The 26,047-nt window shown below is 59.3% G+C and carries 26 protein-coding genes; 15 read left to right on the top strand and 11 right to left on the bottom strand.

The window, feature by feature from the left end; all coding sequences use genetic code 11:
* The first annotated feature begins 5 nt into the window (after positions 1-5).
* From AC0V6V_RS06890 to AC0V6V_RS06870, 5 genes are all read left to right on the top strand, one after another.
* Positions 6-455, top strand: a complete 450-nt coding sequence (locus AC0V6V_RS06890) for a MaoC family dehydratase (RefSeq protein WP_486164695.1) — start codon at positions 6-8, stop codon at positions 453-455.
* Between the two features lie 84 nt (positions 456-539).
* Positions 540-2,483 (top strand): DUF3604 domain-containing protein, encoded by a 1,944-nt coding sequence (locus AC0V6V_RS06885; protein ID WP_486164694.1) that lies wholly within the window; start codon positions 540-542, stop codon positions 2,481-2,483.
* Positions 2,480-3,313 carry a peptidyl-prolyl cis-trans isomerase gene (locus AC0V6V_RS06880; RefSeq protein WP_486164693.1) on the top strand — a complete coding sequence of 278 codons (834 nt, stop codon included), beginning with the start codon at positions 2,480-2,482 and terminating at the stop codon, positions 3,311-3,313. The genes AC0V6V_RS06885 and AC0V6V_RS06880 overlap by 4 nt, the downstream gene beginning before the upstream one ends.
* Positions 3,310-4,308 (top strand): HupE/UreJ family protein, encoded by a 999-nt coding sequence (locus AC0V6V_RS06875; RefSeq protein WP_486164692.1) that lies wholly within the window; start codon positions 3,310-3,312, stop codon positions 4,306-4,308. The genes AC0V6V_RS06880 and AC0V6V_RS06875 overlap by 4 nt, the downstream gene beginning before the upstream one ends.
* 686 nt (positions 4,309-4,994) lie before the next feature.
* Positions 4,995-6,017 carry a hypothetical protein gene (locus tag AC0V6V_RS06870; protein WP_486166261.1) on the top strand — a complete coding sequence of 341 codons (1,023 nt, stop codon included), beginning with the start codon at positions 4,995-4,997 and terminating at the stop codon, positions 6,015-6,017.
* A 197-nt stretch (positions 6,018-6,214) separates the two neighbouring features.
* Here the strand turns inward: AC0V6V_RS06870 and AC0V6V_RS06865 are convergent, their stop codons facing one another.
* Genes AC0V6V_RS06865 through AC0V6V_RS06850 form a run of 4 tightly spaced genes read right to left on the bottom strand, consistent with a single transcriptional unit; the run spans position 6,215 to position 10,561 of the window.
* Positions 6,215-7,642, bottom strand: a complete 1,428-nt coding sequence (locus AC0V6V_RS06865; protein ID WP_486164690.1) for an efflux transporter outer membrane subunit — start codon at positions 7,640-7,642, stop codon at positions 6,215-6,217.
* A gap of 3 nt (positions 7,643-7,645) precedes the next feature.
* Complete coding sequence (locus AC0V6V_RS06860; protein ID WP_486164689.1) at positions 7,646-8,662, bottom strand: efflux RND transporter periplasmic adaptor subunit; 1,017 nt, start codon at positions 8,660-8,662, stop codon at positions 7,646-7,648.
* Between the two features lie 31 nt (positions 8,663-8,693).
* A complete protein-coding gene (locus AC0V6V_RS06855) occupies positions 8,694-9,440 on the bottom strand; it encodes an ABC transporter ATP-binding protein (protein ID WP_486164688.1) in 747 nt (248 codons plus the stop codon).
* Between the two features lie 5 nt (positions 9,441-9,445).
* Positions 9,446-10,561: an ABC transporter permease gene (locus AC0V6V_RS06850; RefSeq protein ID WP_486164687.1), complete on the bottom strand. Its 1,116-nt coding sequence runs from the start codon at positions 10,559-10,561 to the stop codon at positions 9,446-9,448.
* Between the two features lie 115 nt (positions 10,562-10,676).
* Here AC0V6V_RS06850 and AC0V6V_RS06845 point away from each other — a divergent pair, with 115 nt between their 5' ends.
* Positions 10,677-11,309, top strand: coding sequence for a TetR/AcrR family transcriptional regulator (locus AC0V6V_RS06845; RefSeq protein WP_486164686.1), 633 nt, complete (start codon positions 10,677-10,679; stop codon positions 11,307-11,309).
* 129 nt (positions 11,310-11,438) lie between these two features.
* The gene (gene ftsH / locus AC0V6V_RS06840; protein ID WP_486164685.1) at positions 11,439-13,412 is read left to right on the top strand and encodes an ATP-dependent zinc metalloprotease FtsH; all 1,974 of its coding nucleotides are present in this window, start codon (positions 11,439-11,441) and stop codon (positions 13,410-13,412) included.
* Positions 13,413-13,481: 69 nt separating this feature from the next.
* Here the strand turns inward: ftsH and AC0V6V_RS06835 are convergent, their stop codons facing one another.
* Positions 13,482-14,759, bottom strand: coding sequence for a DUF3667 domain-containing protein (locus tag AC0V6V_RS06835; RefSeq protein WP_486164684.1), 1,278 nt, complete (start codon positions 14,757-14,759; stop codon positions 13,482-13,484).
* A gap of 175 nt (positions 14,760-14,934) precedes the next feature.
* Positions 14,935-15,282 carry a DNA-directed RNA polymerase subunit omega gene (gene rpoZ, locus AC0V6V_RS06830; protein WP_486138114.1) on the bottom strand — a complete coding sequence of 116 codons (348 nt, stop codon included), beginning with the start codon at positions 15,280-15,282 and terminating at the stop codon, positions 14,935-14,937.
* Between the two features lie 113 nt (positions 15,283-15,395).
* Between rpoZ and AC0V6V_RS06825 the strand changes: the two genes are divergently transcribed.
* Positions 15,396-16,574, top strand: a complete 1,179-nt coding sequence (locus AC0V6V_RS06825) for a phospholipase D-like domain-containing protein (RefSeq protein WP_486164683.1) — start codon at positions 15,396-15,398, stop codon at positions 16,572-16,574.
* Between the two features lie 24 nt (positions 16,575-16,598).
* On the opposite strand, the gene AC0V6V_RS06820 is transcribed toward AC0V6V_RS06825, so the two are convergent.
* The gene (locus AC0V6V_RS06820; RefSeq protein WP_486164682.1) at positions 16,599-18,107 is read right to left on the bottom strand and encodes a replicative DNA helicase; all 1,509 of its coding nucleotides are present in this window, start codon (positions 18,105-18,107) and stop codon (positions 16,599-16,601) included.
* Positions 18,108-18,246: 139 nt separating this feature from the next.
* On the opposite strand from AC0V6V_RS06820, the gene AC0V6V_RS06815 reads away from it, so the two are divergent.
* From AC0V6V_RS06815 to AC0V6V_RS06805, 3 genes are read left to right on the top strand one after another with little or no spacing between them, the layout of a single operon-like run.
* Entirely contained in the window at positions 18,247-18,762 is a 516-nt protein-coding gene (locus tag AC0V6V_RS06815) for a UPF0262 family protein (protein WP_486164681.1), read from the top strand.
* A 20-nt stretch (positions 18,763-18,782) separates the two neighbouring features.
* Positions 18,783-19,532: a glycoside hydrolase family 25 protein gene (locus tag AC0V6V_RS06810; RefSeq protein ID WP_486164680.1), complete on the top strand. Its 750-nt coding sequence runs from the start codon at positions 18,783-18,785 to the stop codon at positions 19,530-19,532.
* Complete coding sequence (locus AC0V6V_RS06805; RefSeq protein ID WP_486164679.1) at positions 19,511-19,945, top strand: cytidine deaminase; 435 nt, start codon at positions 19,511-19,513, stop codon at positions 19,943-19,945. Before AC0V6V_RS06810 ends, AC0V6V_RS06805 begins: the two co-directional genes overlap by 22 nt.
* On the opposite strand, the gene AC0V6V_RS06800 is transcribed toward AC0V6V_RS06805, so the two are convergent.
* From AC0V6V_RS06800 to AC0V6V_RS06790, 3 genes are all read right to left on the bottom strand, one after another.
* Entirely contained in the window at positions 19,942-20,631 is a 690-nt protein-coding gene (locus AC0V6V_RS06800) for a DUF4197 domain-containing protein (RefSeq protein WP_486164678.1), read from the bottom strand. The two genes, AC0V6V_RS06805 and AC0V6V_RS06800, sit on opposite strands and share 4 nt — an antisense overlap.
* A 79-nt stretch (positions 20,632-20,710) precedes the next feature.
* Positions 20,711-21,847 (bottom strand): M14 family metallopeptidase, encoded by a 1,137-nt coding sequence (locus AC0V6V_RS06795; RefSeq protein ID WP_486166057.1) that lies wholly within the window; start codon positions 21,845-21,847, stop codon positions 20,711-20,713.
* Between the two features lie 8 nt (positions 21,848-21,855).
* A complete protein-coding gene (locus AC0V6V_RS06790; protein WP_486164677.1) occupies positions 21,856-22,515 on the bottom strand; it encodes a DUF4136 domain-containing protein in 660 nt (219 codons plus the stop codon).
* A 150-nt stretch (positions 22,516-22,665) separates the two neighbouring features.
* Between AC0V6V_RS06790 and galE the strand changes: the two genes are divergently transcribed.
* The 3 genes from galE to AC0V6V_RS06775 all read left to right on the top strand — a co-directional run bounded on the left by galE (position 22,666) and on the right by AC0V6V_RS06775 (position 24,877).
* A complete protein-coding gene (galE, locus tag AC0V6V_RS06785; RefSeq protein WP_486164676.1) occupies positions 22,666-23,670 on the top strand; it encodes a UDP-glucose 4-epimerase GalE in 1,005 nt (334 codons plus the stop codon).
* A gap of 362 nt (positions 23,671-24,032) precedes the next feature.
* Positions 24,033-24,158 (top strand): type B 50S ribosomal protein L36, encoded by a 126-nt coding sequence (ykgO, locus tag AC0V6V_RS06780; protein ID WP_007165381.1) that lies wholly within the window; start codon positions 24,033-24,035, stop codon positions 24,156-24,158.
* Positions 24,159-24,259: 101 nt separating this feature from the next.
* Positions 24,260-24,877: an HAD-IA family hydrolase gene (locus tag AC0V6V_RS06775; RefSeq protein WP_486164675.1), complete on the top strand. Its 618-nt coding sequence runs from the start codon at positions 24,260-24,262 to the stop codon at positions 24,875-24,877.
* Positions 24,878-24,992: 115 nt separating this feature from the next.
* On the opposite strand, the gene AC0V6V_RS06770 is transcribed toward AC0V6V_RS06775, so the two are convergent.
* Positions 24,993-25,334: a CC_3452 family protein gene (locus AC0V6V_RS06770; protein WP_486164674.1), complete on the bottom strand. Its 342-nt coding sequence runs from the start codon at positions 25,332-25,334 to the stop codon at positions 24,993-24,995.
* A 156-nt stretch (positions 25,335-25,490) separates the two neighbouring features.
* Between AC0V6V_RS06770 and AC0V6V_RS06765 the strand changes: the two genes are divergently transcribed.
* A complete protein-coding gene (locus AC0V6V_RS06765; RefSeq protein WP_486164673.1) occupies positions 25,491-26,039 on the top strand; it encodes a winged helix-turn-helix transcriptional regulator in 549 nt (182 codons plus the stop codon).
* Positions 26,040-26,047 lie beyond the last annotated feature (8 nt).

Here is a 26,047-nt window from a genome sequence, read left to right as displayed (position 1 = left end):
AGCCAATGGCTGGAAAGTACTTTGACGAATGGCAGGTGGGCGAGCGGATCGAGCACGATATCCGCCGCACGGTGACCGAGACGGACAATCTGTTGTTTTCGACCATGACTCACAATCCTCAACCGCTTCATCTTGATGTTGAGGCCGCGAAAGAGAGTGGTTTCGGGCAGATTCTCGTCAATTCAACCTTCACGTTCTCGCTTTTGGTTGGGCTCTCAGTTGGCGACACAACGTTGGGGACGCTCGTGGCGAATTTGGGCTTTGATAAGGTCGTGACGCCTAAGCCAGTGTTCATCGGCGACACTTTGCGCGCGGCAAGCGAAGTCAAAGAACTGCGCCTCAGTAAGTCGCGCCCAGAGGCTGGCGTCGTGACGTTCATCCATGAATTGACGAACCAACGCGATGAGGTCGTGTGCCGCTGTGAGCGTTCCGCTTTGCTGCAAAAGTCGGGCTGACCATTCCCCTTTGGCTTGACGAAGTGCGTGTCCTCGGCCCACATTCCTGGCCATAAAAAGAGGAATGGGAGGGACGCCATGCAGATGACATGGAAAGCGGCCGCTTTGGCCGGCATTGCGAGCATTTCGTTGGCTGGATGCGACGCATTGAGCGGCGTTGATGAAGCGCAAAGTGGGGATGGCGAAGGCACCATCGAACTCGCGGAATTTCCCGACCGGCCCTATTGGGGCGACACTCACCTGCATACGGACAATTCGGTTGATGCGTTTGGCTTCGGCGTCCGCCTCGGCCCGGAAGACGCGCTGCGTTTTGCCAGCGGCGAAGAGGTAACGGCGACCACCGGTGTACCTGCGAAGCTCGCTCGCCCGCTCGATTTCCTGGTCATTGCTGACCATTCCGATGGCCTGGGCGCGACCCGGAGGCTCTACGATGCTCCGCGTATCGGCGTGCAGACGATGGGCGATGAGACCATGCTACGCTGGTACGACATGATGCATGAAAGTCCGGAGCAATCTCAGCGCGCCATCGGCGAGCTGATTACGGCGGCGGCCAATGGCACCTTGCCCGAGGCGATGAGCGATCCAGAACGGCAAATAGAAAACACCACCGACATTTGGAACACTCAGCTCGAGATCCTCGATCGCTACAATAAGCCGGGCAGCTTTACGGCGCTGGCCGGGTTTGAATGGACGTTGATGCCTGATGGCAACAATTTGCACCGGGTGGTGATGTTTCGCGATGGCAGCGACCGGACCAGCCAAGTTCTGCCGTTTCCGGGTCTCAGCAACACAGCGGAACAATTGTGGGATTATATGAGCGCCTACGCGGAGAAGACGGGCGGCAAAGCGCTCGCCATTCCGCACAACTCGAACCTTTCCAATGGGATGATGTTTGAGATGACCATGCCTGATGGCAGTGCAATGACGGCCGAATATGCGGCCAAGCGCGCAGCGGCAGAGCCTGTGGTTGAGGTCACGCAAATCAAAGGCGATAGCGAATCTCACCCGCTGTTGTCGCCCAATGATGAGATGGCCGGTTACGGCGTGAAAGGTTGGGAGCTTGGCAATTTGCCGCTCACTGCCAAGACAAAGCCTGAGATGCTGGGCGGCAATTATGTTCGAGAAGCACTGAAGCGGGGCCTTTCGCTTGAAGAACAGCTCGGCGTGAACCCCTATGCCTTTGGCATGATCGGTTCGACCGATAGCCACACCTCGCTGGCCACGGGTGATGAGGACAATTTCTTCGGCAAGCACACCGGCAATGAGCCAACCGTCGAGAACCGTGCGACGGTTGCGCAAAACCTGGGAACGCGCGAAGGACGCTTCGGCTGGCACTATCTCGCTGGCGGCTACGCAGCGGCATGGGCGCGCGGCAACACGAGGGCGGAGATTTTCGACGCTTTTGCCCGGCGAGAGGTTTACGCCACCACTGGCCCGCGCATGTCCGTGCGTATCTTTGGCGGGTTCGACTTCACCGATGCTGATTGGGACGGCGATTGGGTGAGAGCAGGCTACACGCGCGGCGTGCCAATGGGCGGCGAATTGGCCGACAAGGGAAGCGCGCCAAGCTTCATGATCTCCGCGCTCAAAGACCCTGACGGCGCAAACCTCGACCGCGTTCAGGTGGTGAAGGGGTGGATCGATGCCTCGGGCGAGGCCCAGGAACAGGTTTATGACGCCGTTTGGAGCGACATGGAAAACCGCGCGCTAGCAGGCGGCAAGGTGCCCTCTGTTGGCGATACGGTCGACCGCGAGACGGCAACTTACACCAATGACATCGGTGCATCCGAGCTGCGCACGGTCTGGACCGATCCAGACTACTCCGAGGGTCAGCGCGCATTCTACTATGTCCGCGTCATCGAGATCCCAACGCCGCGCTGGTCGCTGTTTGATGCGGTGCGTTTTGGGATCACTCTGTCAGAGGACGCGATGGCCGACGCTGTGGCTCAAGAGCGTGCGTACACCTCACCAATATGGCTGCGGCCTGCGCCGGTGGCGACGGCCCCTGCGATCATGGAGGAAGGGTGAGCGAGCCTAGCGACGGAGCGCGAGCCTGGCCCAATTGGACGCGCGAACCGTTGGTGCATTTCCTGGCCGCGGGCGCGCTTGTCTTTGCCTTGTTTGCGTGGCGCGGCGAAGAGGTTGATCCCGCCAGCCGCACGATAGACATCGACCGCGCGGTTCAGGCTGACCTGTCCCTCAGGTTTGAGCGGACATTGGGCCGGGCGCCGACGGATGCGGAGCTTGACCAGCAGATTGAGCGCTTTGTCCGCGACGAAGTGCTGTATCGCGAAGCGCTGCGCCTTGGCTTTGATCAGGGTGATGCTGTCGTTAGGCGCAGGCTTGCGAGCAAGATGGAGCTTGCCGCCAGTGCGCGGGCAGAGGCGGCTACCCCTTCCGATGAGACCTTGCGCGCTTGGTATGAGGCCAATGCGGAGCGCTATGCCGGCGCAGTGAGCTACAGCTTTGATCAGCTCTATTTCGGGAGCGAAAGCGCGGCCAAGCCTTCGCTTGCGAGTCTCCCTTCGCAGGGTGATTGGAGCGCCATCGGCGAGACCATCAGCCTGCCCGCATCCACGCAAGGGATGCCCGCCCGCGAAGTCGATACCCGCTTTGGCGAGGCGTTCCTGGCGGAGCTCGCACAGCTTGATCCGGGTGACAACTGGCAAGGCCCGTTGCGCTCCGGCTTCGGCTGGCACGTGGTCCGATTGCGAGCCAAGACCAGTGCCGCTGCGCCCGACTTTGTGGATGTCCGCGACCAAGTCCTGAACGATTGGCGCAGCGAGACGATCGCGGCCCGCAAGGAAGCGGCCTATGAGCTGCTGCGGAGCGCCTACACAGTCGAGATCGCCGAGTGAGGTCATGGCTGGGATGGCTGCTGACGTGCTGCGCGGTGCTGCTTGCAGTGCCTGCGTCCGCCGATGAGATCCGCCCCGCCGTTGTTGAGCTGTCCGAGCAAGAGCCAGGCGAGTGGCTGCTCGATTGGAAGCTGCCCATCCCATCCGCCGATCAGGCCGCCGGTCCCGTTCCTGCGCTGGTGATCCCGGAGAGCTGCGCCTTCATCGAGGGGCCCGTTCTGCGCGCCGCCCCCCTGGCTCAGCTTGGCCACGGCCGGTTGCAATGCGAGGGCGCGCTTGCGGATCAGCGGATCGGCTTTGCTGCGCTGCCCAGCGGTTCGGATGCGCTGCTGCGGGTGGTTCCAATTGGGCAAGCCTCGCAGACCTCTCGGCTGACGTCCGACATACCAAGCGTTCTCATCGCCGCCGCGCCAACCACCTGGGGTGTCGCTCGCAGCTACTTTGCCATCGGCGTTGAGCACATCCTGCTCGGCTGGGACCATCTGCTGTTCGTCATCGCGCTGGTGCTGCTGGTGCGCGGGGGCTGGTCGGTCGTCAAAGCCGCCACGGCCTTCACGATAGCGCACTCGGTCACTCTGGTCGCGACCACATTGGGCTATGCCGGATTGCCTCAGCGCCCCGTTGAGGCGCTGATCGCGCTGTCCATCCTGTTTCTGGCGGTGGAGCTGCACGGTCGCGGCCAGCCAGATCGCCCGATGAGCTGGACACAGCGCGCGCCATGGCTGGTGGCGCTGGGCTTCGGCCTGCTGCACGGGTTCGGCTTTGCCGGCGCGCTTTCGGAGATCGGCCTGCCACCTGGCGAGGTGCCCGCCGCATTGCTCGCCTTCAACATCGGCGTGGAGTCGGGGCAATTGCTGGTCATCGCCGCCGTTCTGTGCCTGCGCTGGCTGGTCCTGCGCTGGGCGCCTCAGGCGTGGCCGATTGCGCTGAAGCTCATCACCTACGCTATCGGCACCATCGCCAGCTTCTGGCTGTTTGAGCGGCTTCTGACCTAGCTCCGTCCATCGCATGTGAGGGACGCTTGGAACGGCTGGAACACAGTCATGGCCAAAAAACCAATCGATCACAGATGCGCTGATTGATCGACCCAGTCGATTACTGAGGGGTTGGAGGGTTCGGGGCAAAAGCATGCCGCAGTCCTAGCGAGAGCGTATCGAGTAGGAAAATCCAAGCGATCTCTTGCTCCCACACATCGTCATCCCAGCCCTTAGGCATTCTCCTGAGCCTGCCTAAGGGCTGGGCTCTCACGCGGGCAAGCGCTGCACTGCATGGCTCTAGACCTCAGCCCGCGCTGGGGTGACGCAAACGATGAAACACGCGTCATGCTGAATTCAGTTCAGCATCCATCCTTAGCTCCAAGCCTTGCTGGCCGCGCGGGGGATGGACCCTGAACCGAGTTCAGGGTGACGTGGGATGTTTGGCACTGAGGCTTACCAACTTTACTCGAGCGTCCGCTTTGAGGTGTCTCGTATCAGCTATAAAATGATCATCATTGGGTGTGAAAGCGGATGCTGCATCGCTGGACGACGAGTACTTCATGACCAAAGCGAGCATCTAAACTCGCCTTAGATCCCGCCGCCAGCCCGTCCAGCTCTTCTATGAGGCAGTGATTTGTAATAATGAGTAAAACATCTGACGATTAACAATTTGCTTTCTCGGTTTGTGATATTGGCTCGGTGACATGGCAATCTATTCGTCTCTAACTGCCAATTTAAGTTTGGCATTGACGGCACTTTTCGCGTGCTCAGTCGGACATGCTCAATCTACAATTGTGTACCAAGATGATTTTGAAGGTCCTGTCACGGGCTGGACTGTCAACAATACTGATTTTGATACTGACGTTACGACATTTCTGGGACGGTTTGATAACTCGCCTAATGCCACAAGCCGCACCTTCACAATTCCACCCAGCACTGACCGTGTTGAGATTGTGTTCGATTTTTATCGTTTCGATAGCTGGGACAACACCGCACGATGGGGCTTTGACAGGTTCCAAGTCGATTTGGATGGAGTTCAGATATTCTCCCTACCATTCCCCAATCCTCAAGCGACGCGTTCAGGCAGCCTTGGAGATGTAGATTGGTCTCACGTACCATTAACGGGCACTGTCGAGCTCGCCTTTGGAACTGGTCAGTTTTGGTTTGACCAACTTCACCGGTTCACAATCACGGTTGAGAATCCCGGACAAACGCTAGATTTGACTTTGCGTTGCGCCCTGAATCAGGGTGGCAATGATGAGTCATGCGGCTTTGATAACATGACGGTTACGGCATTTCCGGTAATGCCAGAGATTGCAGCGCAGAAAGCGTCTGCAGTTGTTGGCAACACTTTTGCTCTTCCAGGAAACCTGGTCGACTACACAATCTCGATTGGGAACACTGGAGGCAAGGCAGACTCAAATTCTTTGGCGATCGTCGATTCCATACCTTCAGAGCTGATTATGTTTACCGGTGATCTCGATGGTTCCGGTAGCCCAGTAAGATTCATCGATTCGAGCACGCCCTCGTCAGGCCTAAGCTGTTGCACATCTGCGCAAATCGAATACTCCAACTCAATCACAACTCCGCCAGTTTTTGGATACATCCCCGTCTCGGAATATGATCCTGCCGTCACCTTTCTAAGAATCACTCCAAGCGGCACTTTGCGAGATGCTCAAAGCGATCCAGTCGATATGGATTTTATCTTCAGGGCAATGATAAAATAAGTCTTGGAGCCGATGTGCGCATATCACCTTTGGAATGGGCGGCGCGATGACGACTTCTGGGTCGAAAGCAGAAAGTCGGCTCTCTGCTCACACCGGCAAAAATCGGTCAGGGAGGAAGGACAGCGCGTCAGCCGTGGTTAGGCATTCGAGTTAAGTTGGCTGAAGTAAGCAGTTCAGCGCCAATCCAGCATCACCGCCTACATTTGCTCCCCGCCCAGAGCCTGCCACAGCAGCACCCGTGCTCGTTGCGCCCTGCCAAGCGCGGCGGCGGCTCTCTCTCCGCTGGCATCGGCGGCGCGGCGGGCCTCTAGCACGGTCAGGAAATCGGCTAGTCCGGCGCGGTAGCGTGAATTGGCGAGGCTCGCTGCGCGCTGCAATTCGTCTCTTTCCTTCACCGCCAGATCCGCTTCGCGGTCGCTCGCTTCGATCAGGCCATAGGCGGTTTCGGCTTCGCCCAGCGCATGGAACACGGCGCCGCGATAGGCGGCGAACGCGGCTCTTTTGGTCGCCGCTGCGCCGTCGATCTCTGCCTCTATCCGACCAAAGTCGAGCAAGGGCGCGGCCAAGCCTGCGCTGACCGAGCCGACCAGAGAATCTGAATCGAACAGATCGCCGAGGTTGAAGGCGAGCAGGCCGAGCGCGGCGGACAGAGTGAACTGCGGAAAGCGCTGGCGCGCAGTCGCGGCAAGGTCTGCGTCGGTTGCGGCAAGCTCTGCGGTTGCCGCCAAGACGTCAGGCCGGTTGGTCAGCACCAGGGACGGGACGGCGGCTGGTGCCATCGCGCGCACGCCCGCTGGACCTGGCTTTTCCAGAGCAGCGGTGACGATGCCCGCGTTCTGACCGGTCAGTGTGACCAAGCGGCCGATGATGAGGACCCGCTCGCTGGCGAGAGCGGCCAAGCGAGAGCGCGAGGCGCTTGCCGCCGCCTCTGCGCGGACGCGGTCAAATCCGGGGGCGAGCCCTGCGTCTTCGCGCGTTTTGGCTAGCCCTGCGAGTTGTTCGGCGGCGAGCACGTCTTGCTCGAGCGCCTCTTGGCGCTGAGAGAATGTGCGCCAGTCGATCACGCTGGTCGCGATCTCTGCGACCAGAGCCAAGCGGACGGCACCCGCGGAGGCGCTGGCGGCATCAATTCGGGCGATGGCCGCGCGTTCCTGCGCGCGCAGACGGCCGAAGATATCCAAGTCCCAGCTGGCCGAGACATTGGCGCCATATTGCACCTGCTCGGTGTCGATAAAGCCGCCCTGTGCCGCGCCATCGCCGAATTGGTTGGGGTTGATCCGCGTGCCCGTTGCCGATGCATCACCTGTGACGAGCGGCAGGCGCGCAGCACCCGCCCGGCGTGCGCCGGAGCGCGCGATATCGATGCGGGCCAAGGCCTCCTGAAGACTGGGGGCGCTGTCCAATGCTTGGGCAGAAAGGTCGATGAATGCAGGGTCGTCGCTCGGCAAAAGCTCAGCCAGAGTGGCGCTCGTTTCGGCTGAGGGCGCGAACAGAAAACTCTCAGGCAGCTCAGGCGCAGGTGTGGCGATTTCCGGCGGGGGTCCAGCGACGCAGGCGCCGAGCGATAGGGCTAGCGCGGCGGCGAGGGATCGGCGCAAGAGTGCGTGAGAGGAGGAGCGGAGCATCGGCTATTCCTCCGTCTCACCTGCAGGTGTCTCGGCGCTATCGCTCGAGCTGCTGCGGGCGGGGATAAACGCATCGACCTGTTGTCCAACGCGGAACGCATCGCCTTCTGGCAGTTCGTAGATCACTTGGAGCACGCGGACATCGACGCGCTCTGCCGCGCTATTGGTCAGCTGGCGCTTGGGCACCACCTGCGGCTCGGCGCGGACGAATTTCGCTTCGACTTGGCTGTCCGCCGCGCCGCGCGGGCTGACGATGGCTGATGCGCCCAGGTTCAGGCGGACGGCTTCGTTTTCGTCGACGTCGATCCGCACATGAAGTGGGCGTGTCTCACCCATTTGAATGAAGGGCAGGGAATTGCCGCCGCCCTGGTTGGAGACGAACTCGCCCGGGCGGATATTCACCGCCAGAATTTCGCCAGCAATCGGTGCGCGCACAGTCAAACGGCCTAGCTCGGTTCGGGCGCTGGATGCCCCCGCTTGGGCGGCGGTCAGGCGGGCGCGGGCGAGCTCCAGCCTGCTTGTTGCCGCGGCGACTTCACCTTCGGCGCGGATGACTTCGGATTGGCTGACGGCGGCAGGATCGTCGATTTGTTCATAAAGCGCGAGTTGGCGCTGCGCCGTGCTGCGCGCGGTTTGGGCTTCGCGAATGGCGGCGCGGGCTTCGCCAACGGCGGCGTTCGTTTCCTGAAGCCGTGCGCGAATGGCTCTGTCGTCGACGACGAACAGCGGTTGTCCCTTCTCCACGAAATCGCCCGGCTGCACCCGCAGGTCCGCGATTAGTCCGGAAAGGGCCGTGCCCACGTCAATGATCTCGCTCGACGGCTCGACCAGCCCGGCGCCGGCCACGCGGGCCGAATTGGCCAGTTCGCCGCTCGCTTTGGGCGGTTCGCGGTCAGGCTCAGACAGTTCGCGATCGGGCAGGCCGGTCACGATGAAATAGACCGCAGCTATCAGGCCGATGACGGCCAGGATCGGCATGACCTTGCGTGAGAAGCTGAGATTTTCGGGTAGAATAGCCATGGCTGTGCCTCGAGGGAGAACGAAAGAGGGTTTAGTGGTCGTCCGGCATTTCTGTGCCGTCATGCGTGACCCGGCCATCCTCGAGCACGAGGATACGGTCAGCGAGATCGAAAATACGGTTGTCGTGGGTCACGATGATGCAGGCGCGGTCTTCGGCGACCGCAACCTCGCGCAGCAAATCCATCACCCGGCGCCCGGATTTTGCGTCCAAGGCAGCGGTCGGTTCGTCGCACACCACAAGGCGCGGCTCGTGAACCAAGGCGCGGGCAATCGCGACGCGTTGCTGCTGGCCGCCGGAGAGCTGCTTGGGCAGCTTATTCGCCTGATCGCCAATGTTGAGCGCATCGAGCAATTCCATCGCCTTGCGCCGCGCCGGCTCCAAAGCCATGCCCTGAGCGATCAGCGGAACAGCCGCATTGGCCGCGGCATCAATGGAGGGGATGAGGTTGTACTGCTGAAAAATGAAACCGATGTTTTGGAGGCGGAAGTTTACAAGCTCCGTGTCGCTCAGATTGTAGATATCGGTGCCGAACACGCGCACCTCGCCCTCGGTCGGCCACAGGATGCCGCACATGATCGAGATCAAGGTCGTTTTGCCGGAGCCGCTTTCGCCCACCACGTAGGTCATTTCGCCCGGCTGAATATCGGTGTCGATGCCGTGAAGCACCCGGATCGTTGATTGCCCGGCCTCGAAATCGCGCACGATGCCGCGCGCGCAAATGGCGACTTCGCGTGGTGGGGCCTCGGTATTGCTCGGGGCGTTTTGCGTCTGTGTCATATCGCTCACCGGAACACCGTTGCTGGCTCTGTGCGCAGGACGCTGCGGATTGCGATAAAGCCCGTGATCGCAAGGATGATGATGACCGAAACCAGACTAATGAGAGGGATCTGCCAAGGGATATAGAACCCTTTGAAGAAGGGGTTACCCGAAAATGCCGCGAGGAAGCCGACCGTGCCGAGCACGCCAATCGCGTATCCGATGAAGCCAACAAGGCCCGCCTGCACGGCCACCATGCGAATGATCTTGGCATTGGTCACACCAATCGCCTTGAGCGCGCCGAACTGCTTGATGTTGTCGCGGATGAACAGGCTGAAGGTGAGACCAACAATCGCGACGCCGACGATAAAGCCGAGCAAGACGGTAATCCCGAAATTGGTCGGAATGCCGGTGTTCTGGATTATGAAGTCGACGCCCGCTTGCGCCAGCTCGTCGCGCGTTTCCGCTTTCAAACCCGTCTGCTCTTCAATGCGATCAGCCACGCCCTCAGCGGTCTCGCCGTCGCTAATCCCGGCGAGCACGAAGCTCATCCGGTTGCGCGTGCCGGGGACGTAGTTCAGCGCTTGGCTGTATTTTGTGTAAAGCGTCACCTGACTGGTAAAGCTCGGGATGGCATCGGCCACGCCGCGGATAACGGCGCGCTGATCATTCAGCTCCAGCCGCTGGCCAATGGGATCGGTCCCATCTTCGAACATATTGTTGATGCCAACATCGTCGATCACCACCGTGTCGGGTTGCGCGAAGACTTCTAGCGACCCCTCGATCATATTCTTGGGCAGACCGATCAGGCTCGCGTCATCCACGCCGATAATTGAGACGCCTTCGAGGTCTCCGGTGCTGGTGCGAACCGCAGCGGTCGCGCGCAGGTGCGGGACGGCCCATTCCACGCCGGGCACCGATCGCACTTGATCAAGCGCTGTGGACGGCATCGCATAGTTCACGTCGGTCGTCCGGCTGACCGGGTCCATCACCCAGATTTTGGCGGTCGGTACGTTGTAGACACCGCTTGCCCCGCGCTCGACCAGATTCACAAAGATCGTGAGCTGCTGCGTGATCAGCAGGGTCGAAAAGCCAATACCGAACAACAGCCCATAGAATTTTTGGGCATCACCGGTCAGCATTCGTATCGCAATCCAAAGCACGTCAGGGGAACCTTTACCGCCAGAGGGGGTTGCGTCCTTGTGATATAGCTCACATTATTGAACGGTCGCGTTTAATTGAACGGAGCCGTTCACTTTGTCAACCCAGCTTCAGAAAAGAACCGGAAGGCCGGTCGATACCGCCAAGCGTGAGGCGATTATCGAGGCGGGTTCGCGCGCCTTCTTTAATGTTGGTTTTGCAGCAAGTTCGATCGAACAAATCGCCGCTGATGCTGGCGTATCCAAAGTCACGATCTACAATCATTTCGGCGATAAGCGCGCTTTGTTTGCCGCCGCGGTCGATCATGAATGCGAAAAGATGCGCGGGTATTTTTCGATCGATTCGGCCTCAGGTATGCCCATTGCTGAGCGCCTGCGCGTGATTGGCGAGGCCATGTTCGCCTTTTTGTCACGCCCAGAAATGGTCCAGTTTGAGCGGCGGATCGCTGCTGAGACGGAAACCAATCCGGCCATCGGGCGAGCGTTTTTGGAGGCCGGGCCGTGGCGGATGAAAGAGACGTTCAGCGGGTTTCTTGCCCATGCCGATGCGTCAGGCGAGCTATCGGTGCCAAACCCCGACTTGGCCGCGGAACAGTTTGTCGCAATGTGCAAGGGGATGGGTGACCTCGAACAACGGTTCGGCGAGGTGATAGAGCCGGAGGCAAAAGAGGCCCGCATTAGCGGCGCAGTCGATGTTTTCCTGCGCGCCTACTCGCCTGTAAAGGCGTAACCAATTGGCTTGAATCGCAAAAACAGATCAATCTGTTCGTAATTTCGCATGATCCCTTACCTATAAGGATATCTTGCCATTCATCTCTGCTCACCTACATATTCGGGTGAGAACAAGGAATCTGAGCGCATGAGCGACGAAAACGACCCGCAACAAACTCCACCTGAGAACCCGAACCCATGGGTCAAGCAATTGATGATTTGGGGCGGCATCTTCATGGCGCTGCTCGTCGTGGTGTCGATGTTCAGCAACACCAATACTGCGCCCGGCCAGCAGATGCGCTATTCTGAATTTCGTGAAGCGGTCGCCGAAGGGCGCGTTTCCGAGGTTCAGATTGCGCCCGACCTGATTACCGGCAAGCTTAAGAACAATGACGAGACATTCTCGACTGTTCCGGTTCCGAGCGACGATCAGCTGACACAGCTGCTCGATGATAACGAAGTGAAATATGCAGGGCAGGCGGCAGAGCAGCCTAACATGTTGCTCTACATACTGATCCAAGCCTTGCCGTTTATCCTAATCCTCGGAATCGCATTCTTTGCGCTTCGCCAAGTGCAAAAAGGCGGCGGCGGCGGCGCTATGGGCTTTGGAAAGTCCAAGGCCAAGATGCTGACCGAACGCCAGGGCCGCGTCACATTTGACGATGTCGCCGGCATTGATGAGGCGCGCGAAGAACTCGAAGAAATCGTCGAATTTCTGAAAGATCCGCAGCGCTTCTCCAAGCTCGGCGGTCAAATTCCGAAGGGCGCATTGTTGGTCGGTTCGCCCGGTACGGGTAAGACTTTGCTGGCCCGCGCGATTGCGGGTGAGGCTGGCGTGCCGTTCTTCACGATCTCAGGCTCTGACTTTGTCGAGATGTTCGTTGGCGTCGGCGCGAGCCGCGTGCGCGACATGTTTGAACAGGCCAAGAAGAACGCGCCATGTATCGTCTTCATCGACGAAATTGACGCGGTTGGCCGCTCGCGTGGCCACGGTCTCGGTAATTCCAATGATGAGCGCGAGCAGACGCTCAACCAGCTCTTGGTTGAGATGGATGGTTTTGAAGCGAACGAAGGCATCATCATCATCGCCGCAACCAACCGTCCTGACGTACTCGACCCTGCGCTGCTGCGTCCGGGCCGTTTCGACCGTCAGGTTGTGGTTCCGATCCCTGATATTGATGGCCGGGAAAAGATCCTTGGCGTTCACATGAAGAAGGTGCCGCTGGCCCCGGATGTGAACCCGCGTACGATTGCGCGCGGTACGCCGGGCTTCTCCGGTGCAGATCTCGCCAACCTTGTGAACGAGGCCGCTTTGCTGGCCGCGCGCCGCAATAAGCGCCTGGTTGCCATGCGCGAGTTCGAGGACGCGAAGGACAAGGTCATGATGGGCGCGGAACGCCGCTCCATGGTTATGACCGAGGACGAGAAGAAGATGACCGCCTATCACGAGGCCGGTCACGCGATTGTCTCCGTTCACGAGGAAGCATCCGACCCGATCCACAAGGCGACGATCATTCCGCGCGGCCGCGCGTTGGGTATGGTCATGCGCCTGCCAGAGCGGGACAGCTATTCCTATCACCGCGACAAGATGCACGCGAACCTGTCTGTCAGCATGGGCGGACGCGTGGCGGAAGAAATCATCTTCGGCCATGACAAGGTCAGCTCTGGCGCATCGTCAGACATTCAATACGCCACCGACTTGGCCCGCAATATGGTGACCAAATGGGGCATGTCAGAAAAGCTTGGGCCGCTGCAATATGAGCAAAGCCAAGAAGGCTATCTCGGCATGGGCCAGACCGCGCGCACAATGGGCGGGGCGGAAACGAACAAGCTGATTGATGCCGAGATCAAGGGCCTCGTGGAGGGCGCACACAAGCGCGCCACTCAACTGCTCAAGAAGCACGAGGATCAATTGCACCTCTTGGCGCAGGCGATGCTCGAATATGAGACCCTGACCGGCGACGAGATCAAGCAATTGCTCGATACCGGCAAGATGGACCGACCGGATGAGCCGAAAGGCCCAGCGGTGGTTCCACCGGCCCATGGCTCCGCGATCCCGAAAGCGGGCAAGCGCTTTGGATCGAAAGATGACAAAGGCGGAGCTGCACCTCAGGGCGCGTAAGGCTTAGCCAAATATCACCGAAGTGAGACGGGGCGTCTGGGGCAACTCAGGCGCCCTTTTTGGTGATGGTCAAAACGCGCCGAGCAGCAGCAGCGCTTGTATGAACAGCGCCGCAACGATCCAGATGAACACGCTGAGCGCCAATAGCCGCCAAAACGCAGAGAATCTGCTGAGCTCATATGTCCGGCGCAGTTGTTTGTAGAGATGAATGGGCGGGATGAGCAGCGTCGAGAAAACGATCAACGGTATAGGCGCGCCGAGCACGCCGCCTACCGATACGGTGATGAATAAAAGCGACATGAAGGCGAGCGAATAGGTAACAAAAATAGCGTGATCATACGCTTTGAAGCGCCGCTTCCAGGCGAAAATGAGCCAAACGAAGGGGACGGAGAGCGGGATGAGGAGCCAGCTGAATTTGTAGGCATTGGCCTGCAATTTGTAGACCATCAGGCTGGGGTTTTTGTTCCACTTCTCGAGAAGTGAATCCACGAATTCGACACCGGTCTCAGATCCTTCGAATGATCCATTTTCCCCGACCACAAACGGGTTTGACTCTTCGAATTGCTCCAGATTTGCGATCCCTTCTTCTGCGGCAGCGATTTCAGCGGCGAGCTCGGTATATTCGGCGGAATCCTCGGGCAGGGTCGCCAGCCTGGCCTTTCCCTCAGCGATTTGCGTAGCGCCCGCTGTTTCCACCTCATCCAGAATGTCGCTGCCGCCGGAGGTCAGCATTGTGGTGAGGTTCTGTGCGCGCGTTTCGATCAGGGCCAGATCTGCTTCCAGCCCTTTGCGGCTCGACTCCAACTCGGTCCGGCGCGCCTCTTCCAGATCTGGCTGCGCAAGCTCCTCATCAATTTCGGCAATCAGCCCAGTAACGGCTTCGGCTTCGGCCTCTGCCATTGACGTCACTTGCGCGCGGGTGTTGCCGACGAAGTTGGTCGGCGTGCTGATCCCAGCGATTTGGAACACTGCAAACATTGAGAAGACGGTGAACAGGAACATGCCCATCGGGCTGACGAACTTTGCACGCTCCCCGTCGATGTAGCGGCGCGTCAACTGGCCTGGCCTTAGGATGAGCATGGGCAAGGTGCGCCACAGCTTGCCATCAAGGTGCAACACGCCGTGGATCAGATCGTGGGCGATAGCGGCCAGGCTGCTGTGAATGTGCCGTTTCTGGCCGCAGGCGGAGCAATGCTCGCCTGTCACCTCAGCCCCGCAATTCTTGCAGATCGCCGCGGCGTCGCCTTCCGCATTCAGAGCAGCGTTCTCGCCGTGCGCTGGCTCAACAGTGCGGCTGGCCAAGGCTCCTTCAATCGCGGCGCCAACGCCTTCTGTTATGTCGCTCATAAACCCCTCTAATCGACTGCCGCCTTATAGGCAGCATGGCAGGCAAGGTGAAAGACCCTGAGGCCCCAGACTTCGACCATTGTAAAGAGTGCTCACAAGATAGGCACAAAAAAGGCCGCCAAGTGGCAGCCTCTTTCGTAAACTGCGCGCAAAGCGCGCATGAATGTGAGCCGGCTTAGCTGCCGTCGTAATCCGAACCAATCGATGTTGAGCGGGTCGGAGCAGAAGCGGTGATCCGCAGCGCTTCGGCAGACTGGCTCAGCGAACCGATTTCATCGGCATCATCTTCGTCATCAGGAAGGATTTTTTGAAGGCCCGTGACGAGGGATTCCTTCAATTCCTTCGGCTTGATCGTTTGCTCAGCCACTTCGCGCAGGGCCACAACCGGGTTCTTATCACGGTCGCGGTCGAGGGTCAGTTCAGCACCGCCAGAGATTTCGCGCGCACGCTGGGCTGCGAGCAGCACCAGATCGAAACGGTTTGGAACCTTGTCTACGCAATCTTCAACGGTAACGCGTGCCATACTGGCCTCTTAAATTAGATTTTTTGGAAAATGAGCGCCGCGATTAGTCGCAAGGCCGCTGTGAGTCAAGAAATGCGAGCATTCTGCGGGCGAGGCTTTAAGAGGGTGTTTCTATGCAATCTGCGCCCAATCCCGCCGAAACGCCCACGAGCGATTACAGCGATTCTGATAGTTTCCAGATGGAGGCTCAGGGGCACGCCTTCACGTTCTATCCCAGAGGCTCAGACAGGCTCGCCGCTCTGATTGATCATATCGAGGAGGCGCAGCGCTCTTTGGAGGTTTTTTACTACCTTTTTCAAGACGATGTCTCCGGCACGAAAGTGCGCGATGCGATGGTGAGGGCGGCGGAGCGCGGGGTGAAGGTCCATCTGATCGTCGATGCTTTTGGCAGCGATGCCCCGCCGGAGTTCTTTGAACCCCTGGAGCAAGCAGGCGGGCGTTTCGCCGTCTTTTCACCGCGCTGGGGCGTGCGCTACCTCATTCGTAACCATCAAAAGTTCGCGATTGCCGACGGCGCGCGGGTTATGACGGGCGGCTCCAACGTGTCTGATCACTATTACGACCCGCCGGAAAAGAACGGCTGGTGTGATCTGGGCGTCGCCATCGAGGGGCCGGTGGTCGAGCAGTTCAGCGATTGGTTCGGTTTGGTCAGCGACTGGGTGGAAAGCGAAGGATCGCAGCTTCGCCGGATTCGCAAGATGGTGCGCGATTGGGACCCTGGGGATGCGCCCGTGCAGTTGGTGCTTGGCGGGCCAGTCGTGCGCGCACAGAATTGGGCGTACCGGCTGAAGAAGGATCTTGCGAAGGCAACCAGACTTGATTTCGTCACTGCCTATTTCGCCCCGCCGCGCAGCATTCGGCGCCAAATGGTCCGTGTGGGGAAGCGCGGTGATGTGAGGATGATCACGGCCGGAAAGTCCGACATTACGGCCACAATTGAAGCGGCGAGATTGCTGTACAAACGCTTTCTGAAAGCGGGCGTGAGCATTTTTGAGTTCCGCCCATGCAAGCTGCACATGAAATTGCTGGTAGTGGATGCGATCAGCTATTTTGGCAGCGCCAATTTGGATCGCCGCTCTGTGCGTATCAATTTGGAGCTGATGGTGCGCGTTGAAGACGAGGCGCTGGCAGAGCGCTTGCGTGAGTTCATGGACCATCTGGAGCGAGCCAGCGCGCCGATCACGCCGGAATGGTATAGAGAAAATGCCACCTTCTTCACGCGCCTGCGCTGGCGATTGTGGTTCTATTTCGGATTGGCGGATGCCTGGGCCGCTCGCAGGCTCAATCCTTAAGGACCGAGCCATCTCGCGCCAATATCACTCGTACCCGTAGTCCGAGTAGTCCTTCAGGTTGGGCGAGGTAAACTTGGTGAACTCGCTCTGGAAATGCAGCGGGACCATGCCGGTAGAGCCGTGACGCTGCTTCGCGACGTTGACCGCAGCCTTGTTTTTGACCTGCTCGTAGGATTCTTCCCAAGCGCGGTATTTCTCGACCGCTTCGGGCGTGCTCGCCTCGGTCGGGAAGTCGGGCCGCGTGGCCTCTAGGTAATAATCGTCACGATAGACGAACCAGACCATGTCGGCGTCTTGCTCAATCGAGCCCGATTCGCGCAGGTCAGACAGCATCGGGCGCTTGTCTTCGCGCTGTTCCACCGCACGACTAAGCTGAGAGAGCGCGATTACCGGGACGCTCAGCTCTTTGGCGAGGGTTTTCAGGCCGCGGCTAATTTCCGAAATTTCGTTGACCCGGTTGTCATTGGCGCGGCCAGAGCCTTGCAGCAGCTGAAGATAGTCGACCACGATCAGGCCGATGTCATGGCGCCGCTTCATCCGCCGCGCGCGCGTGCGCAGGGCACCGATGGTGAGGGCAGGCGTGTCGTCGATATAGAGCGGCAATTCGGCAAGGCGCTGGCTGGCGAAGGACAATTTCTGGAAGTCCTCCCGGCTCATTTTACCGCTCCGCAAAGCTTCAGAACTGATCTCGGCTTGTTCGGCGAGGATACGCGTTGCGAGCTGGTCTGCGCTCATCTCTAGGCTGAAGAAGGCAGCTGGCGCGCCGTAATTAAACTCGCCGCCATCTTGCTCCCAATTCAAATGCGCTTCGGCGCAATTGAAGGCGATATTGGTGGCAAGCGACGTCTTGCCCATACCGGGACGGCCAGCGAGGATGATAAGGTCGGAGGCGTGCAGGCCTGATGTCTTGCGGTCGATCGATTGCAGGCCGGTCGTCTTTCCCGACAGTCCGCCGCCCGAATTCATTGCGGCTTCGGCCATCTTGATCGCCGCAAGCGCCGCGTCGCGGAAGGTCGAGGCCTCGCTGCCCGTGGCCGCGCCCTCAGCAACCTTGAACAAGTCTGCTTCCGCTTGCGAAATCCGGTCCATCGGATCGACTTCTTCGCTGGTGTCGAGCGCGCCTTCCACAAGGCCGCGGCCCACGCTGACCAGCTCGCGCAGCAGCGCGAGATCGTAAATTTGCTGGGCTAATTCGCGCGGGGCAAGCAGGCCTGCGCCGTTGGCGGTTAGCTGGGCCAGATAGCTCGTCCCGCCCAATTCCTTTAGCGCCTCATCGCTCTCAAAATATGGGCGCAAAGTGACCGGGCTGGCGGTCGCATTGCGCTCAATCAGGGTGAGGATGCGGGTGTAAATCCGGTCGTGCAGCGGTTCGAAGAAATGATCTGGGCGCAGAGGGGTCTGCAATTCCTCAATCACCCGGTTGTCGATCAGAACCGCACCCAGAAACGCCGCCTCCGCCTCAAGGTTAGAAGGCAGCTTGCGCGCATTGTCGGTTTGAGAATCAACGGGGAGAAGAATTTCTGGTTCGGCCATGCGCGTCTCTTGCGCAGCGGATGGGAAATGGCGCAAGGGCAAATGGCGGCAAATTCGCCTCACTTGGCTGTGGATAGCGGGGATGGTTGATCGAAGTGCTTGAACTGTCCCGATACGATCTGCGAAGGCGATGCTTGTAATGGTCACGCCAAGCGAATCTTCTGCGAGCCAATCCGGCAATTATCGCATCGCGCATGTCGCGCTGGATGAGGAGACGATCCTCTGGCGCAACGCCGATGTCGAGCAGGAACGGCGCGTCGCGATTTATGACCTGATCGAGGAAAACAGCTTTAAGCCGCTGCGCAGTGCAGAGCGCGGCGCGGATGGACCGTACCGATTGCAATTGTCGGTGCGTGATGGCCGCCTCGTGATGGATGTCAGCGATACGGGCGAGACGCTGCTGGAAAGTCTGGTGATTGGTCTGGCGCGTTTTCGCCGTCCGATCCGCGAGTATTTTGCGATTTGCGACAGCTATTATCAGGCCATCCGCAAGGCGACCCCGTCAGAGATTGAGACGATCGATATGGCGCGGCGCGGCATTCACAACAATGCCGCCGAGCTCTTGCTTGAGCGGCTGGAGGGAAAAGTGGAAACCGATTTCGCCACCGCCCGCCGTCTGTTCACCCTGATCTGCGTTTTGCATATCAAAGGCTGAGGGCAGGGGTAGGGCAAGACGTGGCGAGCAATCGTTCCAAAACCAAGGCCAAACGGCCAAGCCGTACGCGCACGGGCAAGCCGCGCCGCGGTCGTTTGCTGCTCTATGCGGCGGCCAGCCTTGCTTTGGTTGCGATTCTCTATGCCGCTTGGTTCTGGTGGGACATGCGCAGTTGGCGTCCCGATGAGGGGGTCTTTCCAGAACAAGGCGTGGTGGTTGCCAGCGGCGCGAAAGATGTTCGGTTTGAAACGCTCAAAGCGCTAGGCGGTCAGTTCGTCTATCTTGATCTGGGCGATGCCACTGCGCCGCCAGACCCTGAGTTTGCAAAGCACCTCAGCGCGGCTAAGCGCAGCGGGATGAAGGTCGGCATGCTGCATGTGTTCAACCCGTGCCTGCGCGCAGACCCGCAATCGGCCCGCTTTACCCGCATGGTGCCGCGCAGCGCCGACCTGCTGCCGCCAGCGATTGGCTTGTCTACGGTGGCTGATGTTTGCGAAGACACGATCAGCGACGCGGCGGTTGAAAGCGAGCTGATGACCCTGATCAATCAGATCGAGATGCACGCGGGCAAGCCAGTGGTGCTAAAAATCAGCAGCGAGTTTGAAGAACGCCACACGGTTGCCGGCAATATTGAGCGCGACCTTTGGCTGGAGCGAGACCGCGCGAAACCGGCCTATGCCGGACGGCCATGGCTGCTATGGAGCGCCAACAGCCAATTGGTCAGTGAAGCGGCAGAGGAGCCGATAGAATGGGTGGTCATCCAGAATTGAATGCAGGCGAATTGGTGGCTGCTGCGCGCGAGGCGGCGGCGCATTCCTACTCGCCATATTCCAATTACTCAGTAGGCGCTGCGCTGCTGTTTGACGACGGCGCGGTTGTGACCGGCACCAATGTTGAGAACGCCAGCTATGGCCTCGCTCTGTGCGCGGAGACGATCGCAGTGTCGAAGGCGATGGCTGATGGCAGGCGCGGCGGGCTGGTGGCGGTTGCCGTGACGGGGCCGCATGACAGCGGCGATGGAGAGCCGATCACCCCGTGCGGGCGGTGCCGCCAGGTGCTCAATGAGCTCGCGCAATTGGGCGGGACCGATCCCGAAATATTGTGCGTCGGCACGGATGAGATCCGGCATGTCACCCTGTCACAGCTGCTCCCGCACGCATTTGGGCCAGCGCACTTGGCTTAATTGCCGAAGATGTCGCCCAAAGCCTTGCCGACATCACCGAGCGGGTTCTTGCGGAATGCGCGCTCTTCCTTGCCGATGTAAGAGAAAATGCCATCGAGGCCTTGATCGGTCACGCTGCGGTTGATCCCCTCGCGGTTGAGCCCGGCTGCGCTGATAAAGCTGTGCTGGCTCGATAGCTTTTCGAACTCGCCATAAACGCCCAGCTCCTCAAGCGCGCTGTCGACCAGCGGGGAGAGCTTGCCTTGCAGCGTGTCATTGGCGCTGCTGCGCAAATATTGCGTGCCGCCATCGCCGTTGGATATAATGCCGGGCGCATCGGCGACTGAGAGGTCATTGATCGCATCGCGAAAGATTGGCTTGGCCTCGCCCGCAGCGATCCCGGCGGCATCGTTGATCCGGCGTGTGACGCCATCAAGAATTCCGAGTTTTTGGCCAGCGCCAAGAATTGAACCGAGCAGTCCGCCGCGCTTTTTACCTATAATCGGCAGACCAATGCGAATGGCCTCGTCGCCGTAGAAGGCGCCGGGCTGCGCGAGCTGGTCGAGCGCGCTGTCGCTGGCCTTGCCCAGCAATGAGGTCAGGCTGAAACCTTGGGCATAGGCTGGCGCTGGGAGGGCTGCTGCAAGGCCGAGTGCCCCTGTTCCAAGCAGAATATCCCGGCGATTCCAGTTCGATTGTGCGGCCATTATATTGTCCTCTCCATGTGCGTTGTGCTGCATAGTAGCACAGCGCTGGCTGGGAGCAGACTGAATGGGATGTAAAATCCTATTGCGGATCGTCCAGCCATTCCAGCAGCGCGGCCAAACAGTCGCGCGCGAGCAGCTTGCAGCGCTCCGGCGACCAACCCTGTTCTGGCTCTGGTGCTTCGGCCAAATCCTTATAGGGCATCTCCAGCGTCATGGCCGTGCAGCCGAAACGTTCCGCGACCAAATTGGTGCTGATCCCCAGATTGGCTTTGCCAGCGGGGGCTTTGGGATAGCCGAGCTTTGTTTGGAAGTCTGGCGTGCGGCGGTCCAAAATGCGCTGATAGCGATAGAAACCCTCGCCTTGCTCGTCGGTCCAGGATGGGATGCCTTCAAATCCTGCCAGAAACACAGCGGGGATCGCCTCATCGCCGTGCGCATCAATGGCAAAGTTGACCCCGGTGGTGTCCATATAATTGCGGATCGCGAGGACTTCGGGTGATTTCTCAGCGCTCGGCTCAGACCACTCGCGGTTCAAATTGACGCCAACGGCATTGGTGCGCAGATGGCCGCGGCGCGACCCATCCGGGTTGCAATTGGGCACGATGTGAAAACGGCATTTGCTGCGCAGCGCGCGCGCGACAGGGTCGCCCGGATCGGTCAGGCATTCCAGCACGCCCTCCATCCACCATTCGGCCTGCGTTTCGCCGGGGTGCTGGCGCGCATAGAGCCAGACGGAACGCTCGCCTTCGCCCATTTCGAGGCAATCAATTGGTTGACCGTCCAGCGTGGTGCCAAGGCGCAAGAGGTCGACGCCCTCGCTCGCGGCCGCCTCTGAGACGAGGTCGTGATGCCGCTCCATCGAGTAAGGCGCGAAATATGCAAACCAGGCAATATTGCCCGATGGGACATAGCTGATGGTCAGCGTGCCATTTGCCTCGTCCTTGTCGAAGCTGCTGGCAGCGCGCGCCCAAAACTCGCGGTCTTCGGACACGCAGGCGTTATAATCAGGCCAGCCGCCTGTGAATGCGCTCTCGTTGAGGCCGGTGATCTTCAGCGTCAGCTCTTCGCCGGCGGCGCATGTGACCCGGAAATGGAACCACTGCGCAAATTCCGACATGTGATCCTTGTGCAGCGCCAGCTCAGCGCTGTTGCCGGAGACGGAGAGAACTTGGATATTGCCGCTGTCAAATTCGGCATCAATGGCAATGTCATTCACTGTCTTGGTCACTCACTCGTTTCAATATCTTGCAATTTGATCGTTACGGTGTCGCCATTGCCCCCTGGGAAATCACGAAACAAGGCTTTTGCCAAAATTGGTGCAGTCGCAGCCGCTTGATCTTCGGGCGTGCCCTCAGAAACTTCGATCTGAGCGCGCCCTTCCCAAAGGTTGCTCGGAGCTGGCGTTTGTGCGCCAACGGGCCGCAAAGTGACCGACAGCTCGGTGCCAATGCGCGCGCGATTGCTGCCCCCGCCAAGGTTGATCCCAATGCCCAGACCAACGCCGGAACCGAACGATCCTGTCCCGCCGCCGACGCCTACACTTACAGGGCCGCGGTTCTGCCGCTCGCTGCGCACATCAAACCGCTCCAGCGAGATGCTGGCGATGGCACCCGCTTCGCTGCGAGGCCCCTCGCGGTAGCCCAGCGCTGCAAGCTCTGCTGCCACCGCCGCTTTATAGGGAGCAAGTTCGAGATTGGCGTTGCTTTCATCCGGTGCGCTTTCAACAAACACCACGCCTTGGCCAATCTGGCCCAGCGTGTCCTGTTGGTGAAAACGGGTCACCGACACCGGGCTGGGCGGCGGAACGGTGGCGCAGGCGCCAAGCGCGGCGCTGGCCGCCATTGCGATGAGCATTGCGGCTGGTTTCCTGATGGGCTGAGCCATGGTGGCCTCCTCAAATATACGCGGCGATTGATCGCGCGTTCCCGGTATCGTTACGCACTGTTTGGACCCATTGGCGTGATTGTGCAAAACTGTGCTCCTTTCGATGAGCCATCTACGCTTTTGCATGTGTAGCTTGCTAAGGCCTTACCCATGACCAAAATTTCTAAAGTCCCAGTGCTCGTAACGGGCGGTGCCGGTTACATTGGCAGCCATGCAGTGCTCGCGCTCAAAGACGCGGGCTGGCCGGTTGCTGTGATCGACAACCTCACCACTGGCTTTCGCTTTGCGATCCCTGACGGTGTGCCGCTTTACGAAGGCGACATTGAGGATGGCGAGCTGCTGGCGCGCATATTTTCTGAGCAGGGAACGGGCGCGATCATGCATTTTGCAGGTTCGGTCATCGTTCCTGAGAGCGTCGAGAACCCGCTGAAATATTACCATAACAACACCGCAAAGAGCCGGGCCGTGATCGAGGCTGCGACCAAGGCGGGCGTGCCGCATTTCATTTTCTCGTCCACCGCCGCCACGTACGGCGTGCCAGAAACCTCGCCCGTTACCGAGGATACGCCGCGCAATCCGATCAATCCTTACGGCTGGTCGAAACTGATGACCGAGCAGATGTTGGGCGACGTATCCGCGGCGCATGATTTCAACTATTGCGCCCTGCGTTACTTCAATGTCGCGGGCGCAGATCCCGAGGCGCGCAGCGGCCAATCCACTGCAGGGGCCACGCACCTCATCAAGGTCGCGGTTGAAGCGGCATTGGGCAAACGCGAATCGGTGAGTGTGTTCGGCACCGATTATGACACGCCGGATGGCACCGGGGTGCGCGATTACATCCATGTCAGCGATCTGGCGGCGGCGCATGTCCTGGCGCTTGAGGCGCTGATTGAGCAGCCCCAGCGCTCGCTTACGATGAATTGCGGTTATGGCCGAGGCTTCTCGGTCCTTGAGGTGCTCGATGCGGTCGACCGCGTGACGAATCGCCCGATAAACCGCGTACTTCAAGGGCGCCGTGCGGGCGATTCCGATTCGCTTGTCTCCGATCCAAAGCGGATTCAATCCACTTTGCCGTGGCAACCTAAGCACGCTGACCTCGACACGATCATCACCCACGCGCTCGCGTGGGAGCGAAAGCTGTCAGATCTGCGCTAGGCCGTAAAGTCATACGCCACACGGCCGAGGTTTGAGTCAAAATGGCCCAGTACAAGGAAGAAGGTCGCCGGAATATGGCTATCTTTCAAGACTTTCTGACGCAGGAATGGGCCATTTTGGCCAAATCCCGCAGGGACGTTCCAATGGCTTTGCTCTCACTTCGAAAGCCACTTGGAAAGGCGGCCAGCCTTCCCTGCGCGACTTTCGAAGCGATAGCTGCACCATTGGAGCGCCTCGATCGTATGGCGTAGACTTTACGGCCTAGATTGCTTGACCTTGGCGGGCTTCGGCGCTAGTGAGCGCTCAACAAATTCCGCGCGTCGGGGCTATCTCCGGCGCGCTTACCTTTTGGAAGACAGACAATGAAAATCCGCAACAGCCTGAAGTCGCTGAAAAACCGTCACCGCGATTGCCGAGTGATTCGTCGTCGTGGTCGCACATATGTGATCAACAAGACCAATCGCCGTTTCAAGGCGCGCCAGGGCTAATCAGCTCTGTATTGGCCGATTGCCTTCCCGGCAATTGAGCAACCGCACCGGCCCGCCTCCGCCATGGAGAGCGGGCCGTTGCCGTGTTTGGAGCATTTCCAATGAGTAACTCACCGACTGCCGTCGTGTTCGATGTCGGGCGCGTCCTGTTTCACTGGCAGCTTCGGGCTCTGTTTGAAAAGCTGATCGAGGAGCCAGAAGAGCTCGATTGGTTCCTCGCCAATGTCGTGACCGAAGAATGGCACTTCGAACATGATCGCGGCCGCCCGCTGGGTGATATGGTGCCAGAGCGGATCGCGATGTTTCCAAGGTATGAGGCCCATCTCGAAGCCTATGCCACGCGCTTTAACGAGACCGTGCCCGGCCCGGTTGAGGGGGCGCATGACATTGTAAGGCGCCTGCACGCTGACAGGGTGCCGCTGTTTTGCCTGACCAATTTCGGGCATGAATTTTGGAACATGTTCCGCCCCGAACATGCGATTTTTGACCTGTTTGAAGATATCATCGTGTCGGGCACGGAGAAGGTCGCAAAGCCTGAGCCCCGCATCTACGAGATTGTCGAGCAGCGCAGCGGCTTCGCGCCTGAGCAGCTGTTCTTTACCGACGATAACGCCGCGAATATCAACGCGGCGCAGGCACGCGGATGGTCGGCGCATTTGTTCACCGATGCGTCCAGCCTAGAGGCGCAATTGCGCTCCGCTGGCTTCTTGGCAGGCTAGAATAATTAGCAGTCTACAATAAAAGACCCCCGGCGCGGATTGGGGAAGCGCCGGGGGCCATCTTTCTTCGCCCGAGTTGGAGAGCTTCGGGCGAGAGGAGTTTGTTTGGAGCGGCTTACTTGCCGTTACACTTCGCCAGCTTGTCCGCAGCCAGTTCTTTGCCTTTGGCGGTGAAGCTTACGATCTCACCGAATTCACGCGCGAGGCCGCGGCAAATGCGAAGCGGGCGAGATGGGCCTTTGTTTGCGACGCATGTGGTGCCTTTGCATGACCAAGCGACGCCGGATGCGACCGCGCGGTTGTCATCTGCGGGTTGTGCAAGAGTGACGGTGTAGTATGGGCCGCTCTTCGCCATTGCGGGCGACGGTGCCGTTGCCACGCCGAATGTCAAGGCAGTGTAGACCAGCGCCATTGCGAAAACCGAAAAGCGGCTGAAACGTGAAGGGGAGAGGGTCATCGTTTATTCCTTGCTTGAGTTGCGATTTTAGTTTCATTTGAAAACCAGTTTCGAATCACTACCTAAGTGATTAGATTTTGAGTTGCAACTAAAAACTGAAATCTTTTTGCGTCCTTGGAAAATCGCGCTAAATAGGTTTCAGGAAGAGGACTGAATATGGGCGATATCCGCGAGCCACTACGCGAACTGACCGAGTGCGGCCTGCCGCAAGCGCTTGAAGTGATGGGCGAACGCTGGTCATTTATGATTCTGCGGGCGAGCTTCAACGAACTGCATCATTTCGAGGAATTCCTCAGCGAGCTCGGCATTGCGCGCAATATTCTGTCCAACAGGCTGGCGAAATTGGTCGAGCACGGCATCCTGAAAAGAGAGCCATGCGCTGATGACCGCCGCAAAATTGAATACCGCCTCACACCCAAGGGCTTTGATTTGCTGCCCGCCATGCTTGCGCTTCGGCAATGGGGCCAGAAATATGGTGTCGAGGTGGAAGAAAGCCCTGTCTTGGTTGACGAGCAAGACCGTTTGCCAATCGGGCCGGTTGCTATCCTCGCCCATGACGGACGTATTCTGACGCATGAAGACCTATGGCTGGTCGCTCGCGAAAACCTCGGCAAACGGGCGGATGGCTCAATCGCGTCGGCAGAGGGCGATCTGACGCGCGGCGATGTTGTTGATTTGGCCGCTGCGAAGCGTGCGGCGGGTTAATCCAAGAG

This window comes from Erythrobacter sp. S249, from assembly GCF_057364975.1.
Note: the sequence above shows the minus strand (reverse complement) of the source record. Positions and strands in the feature narration are given on the sequence as shown.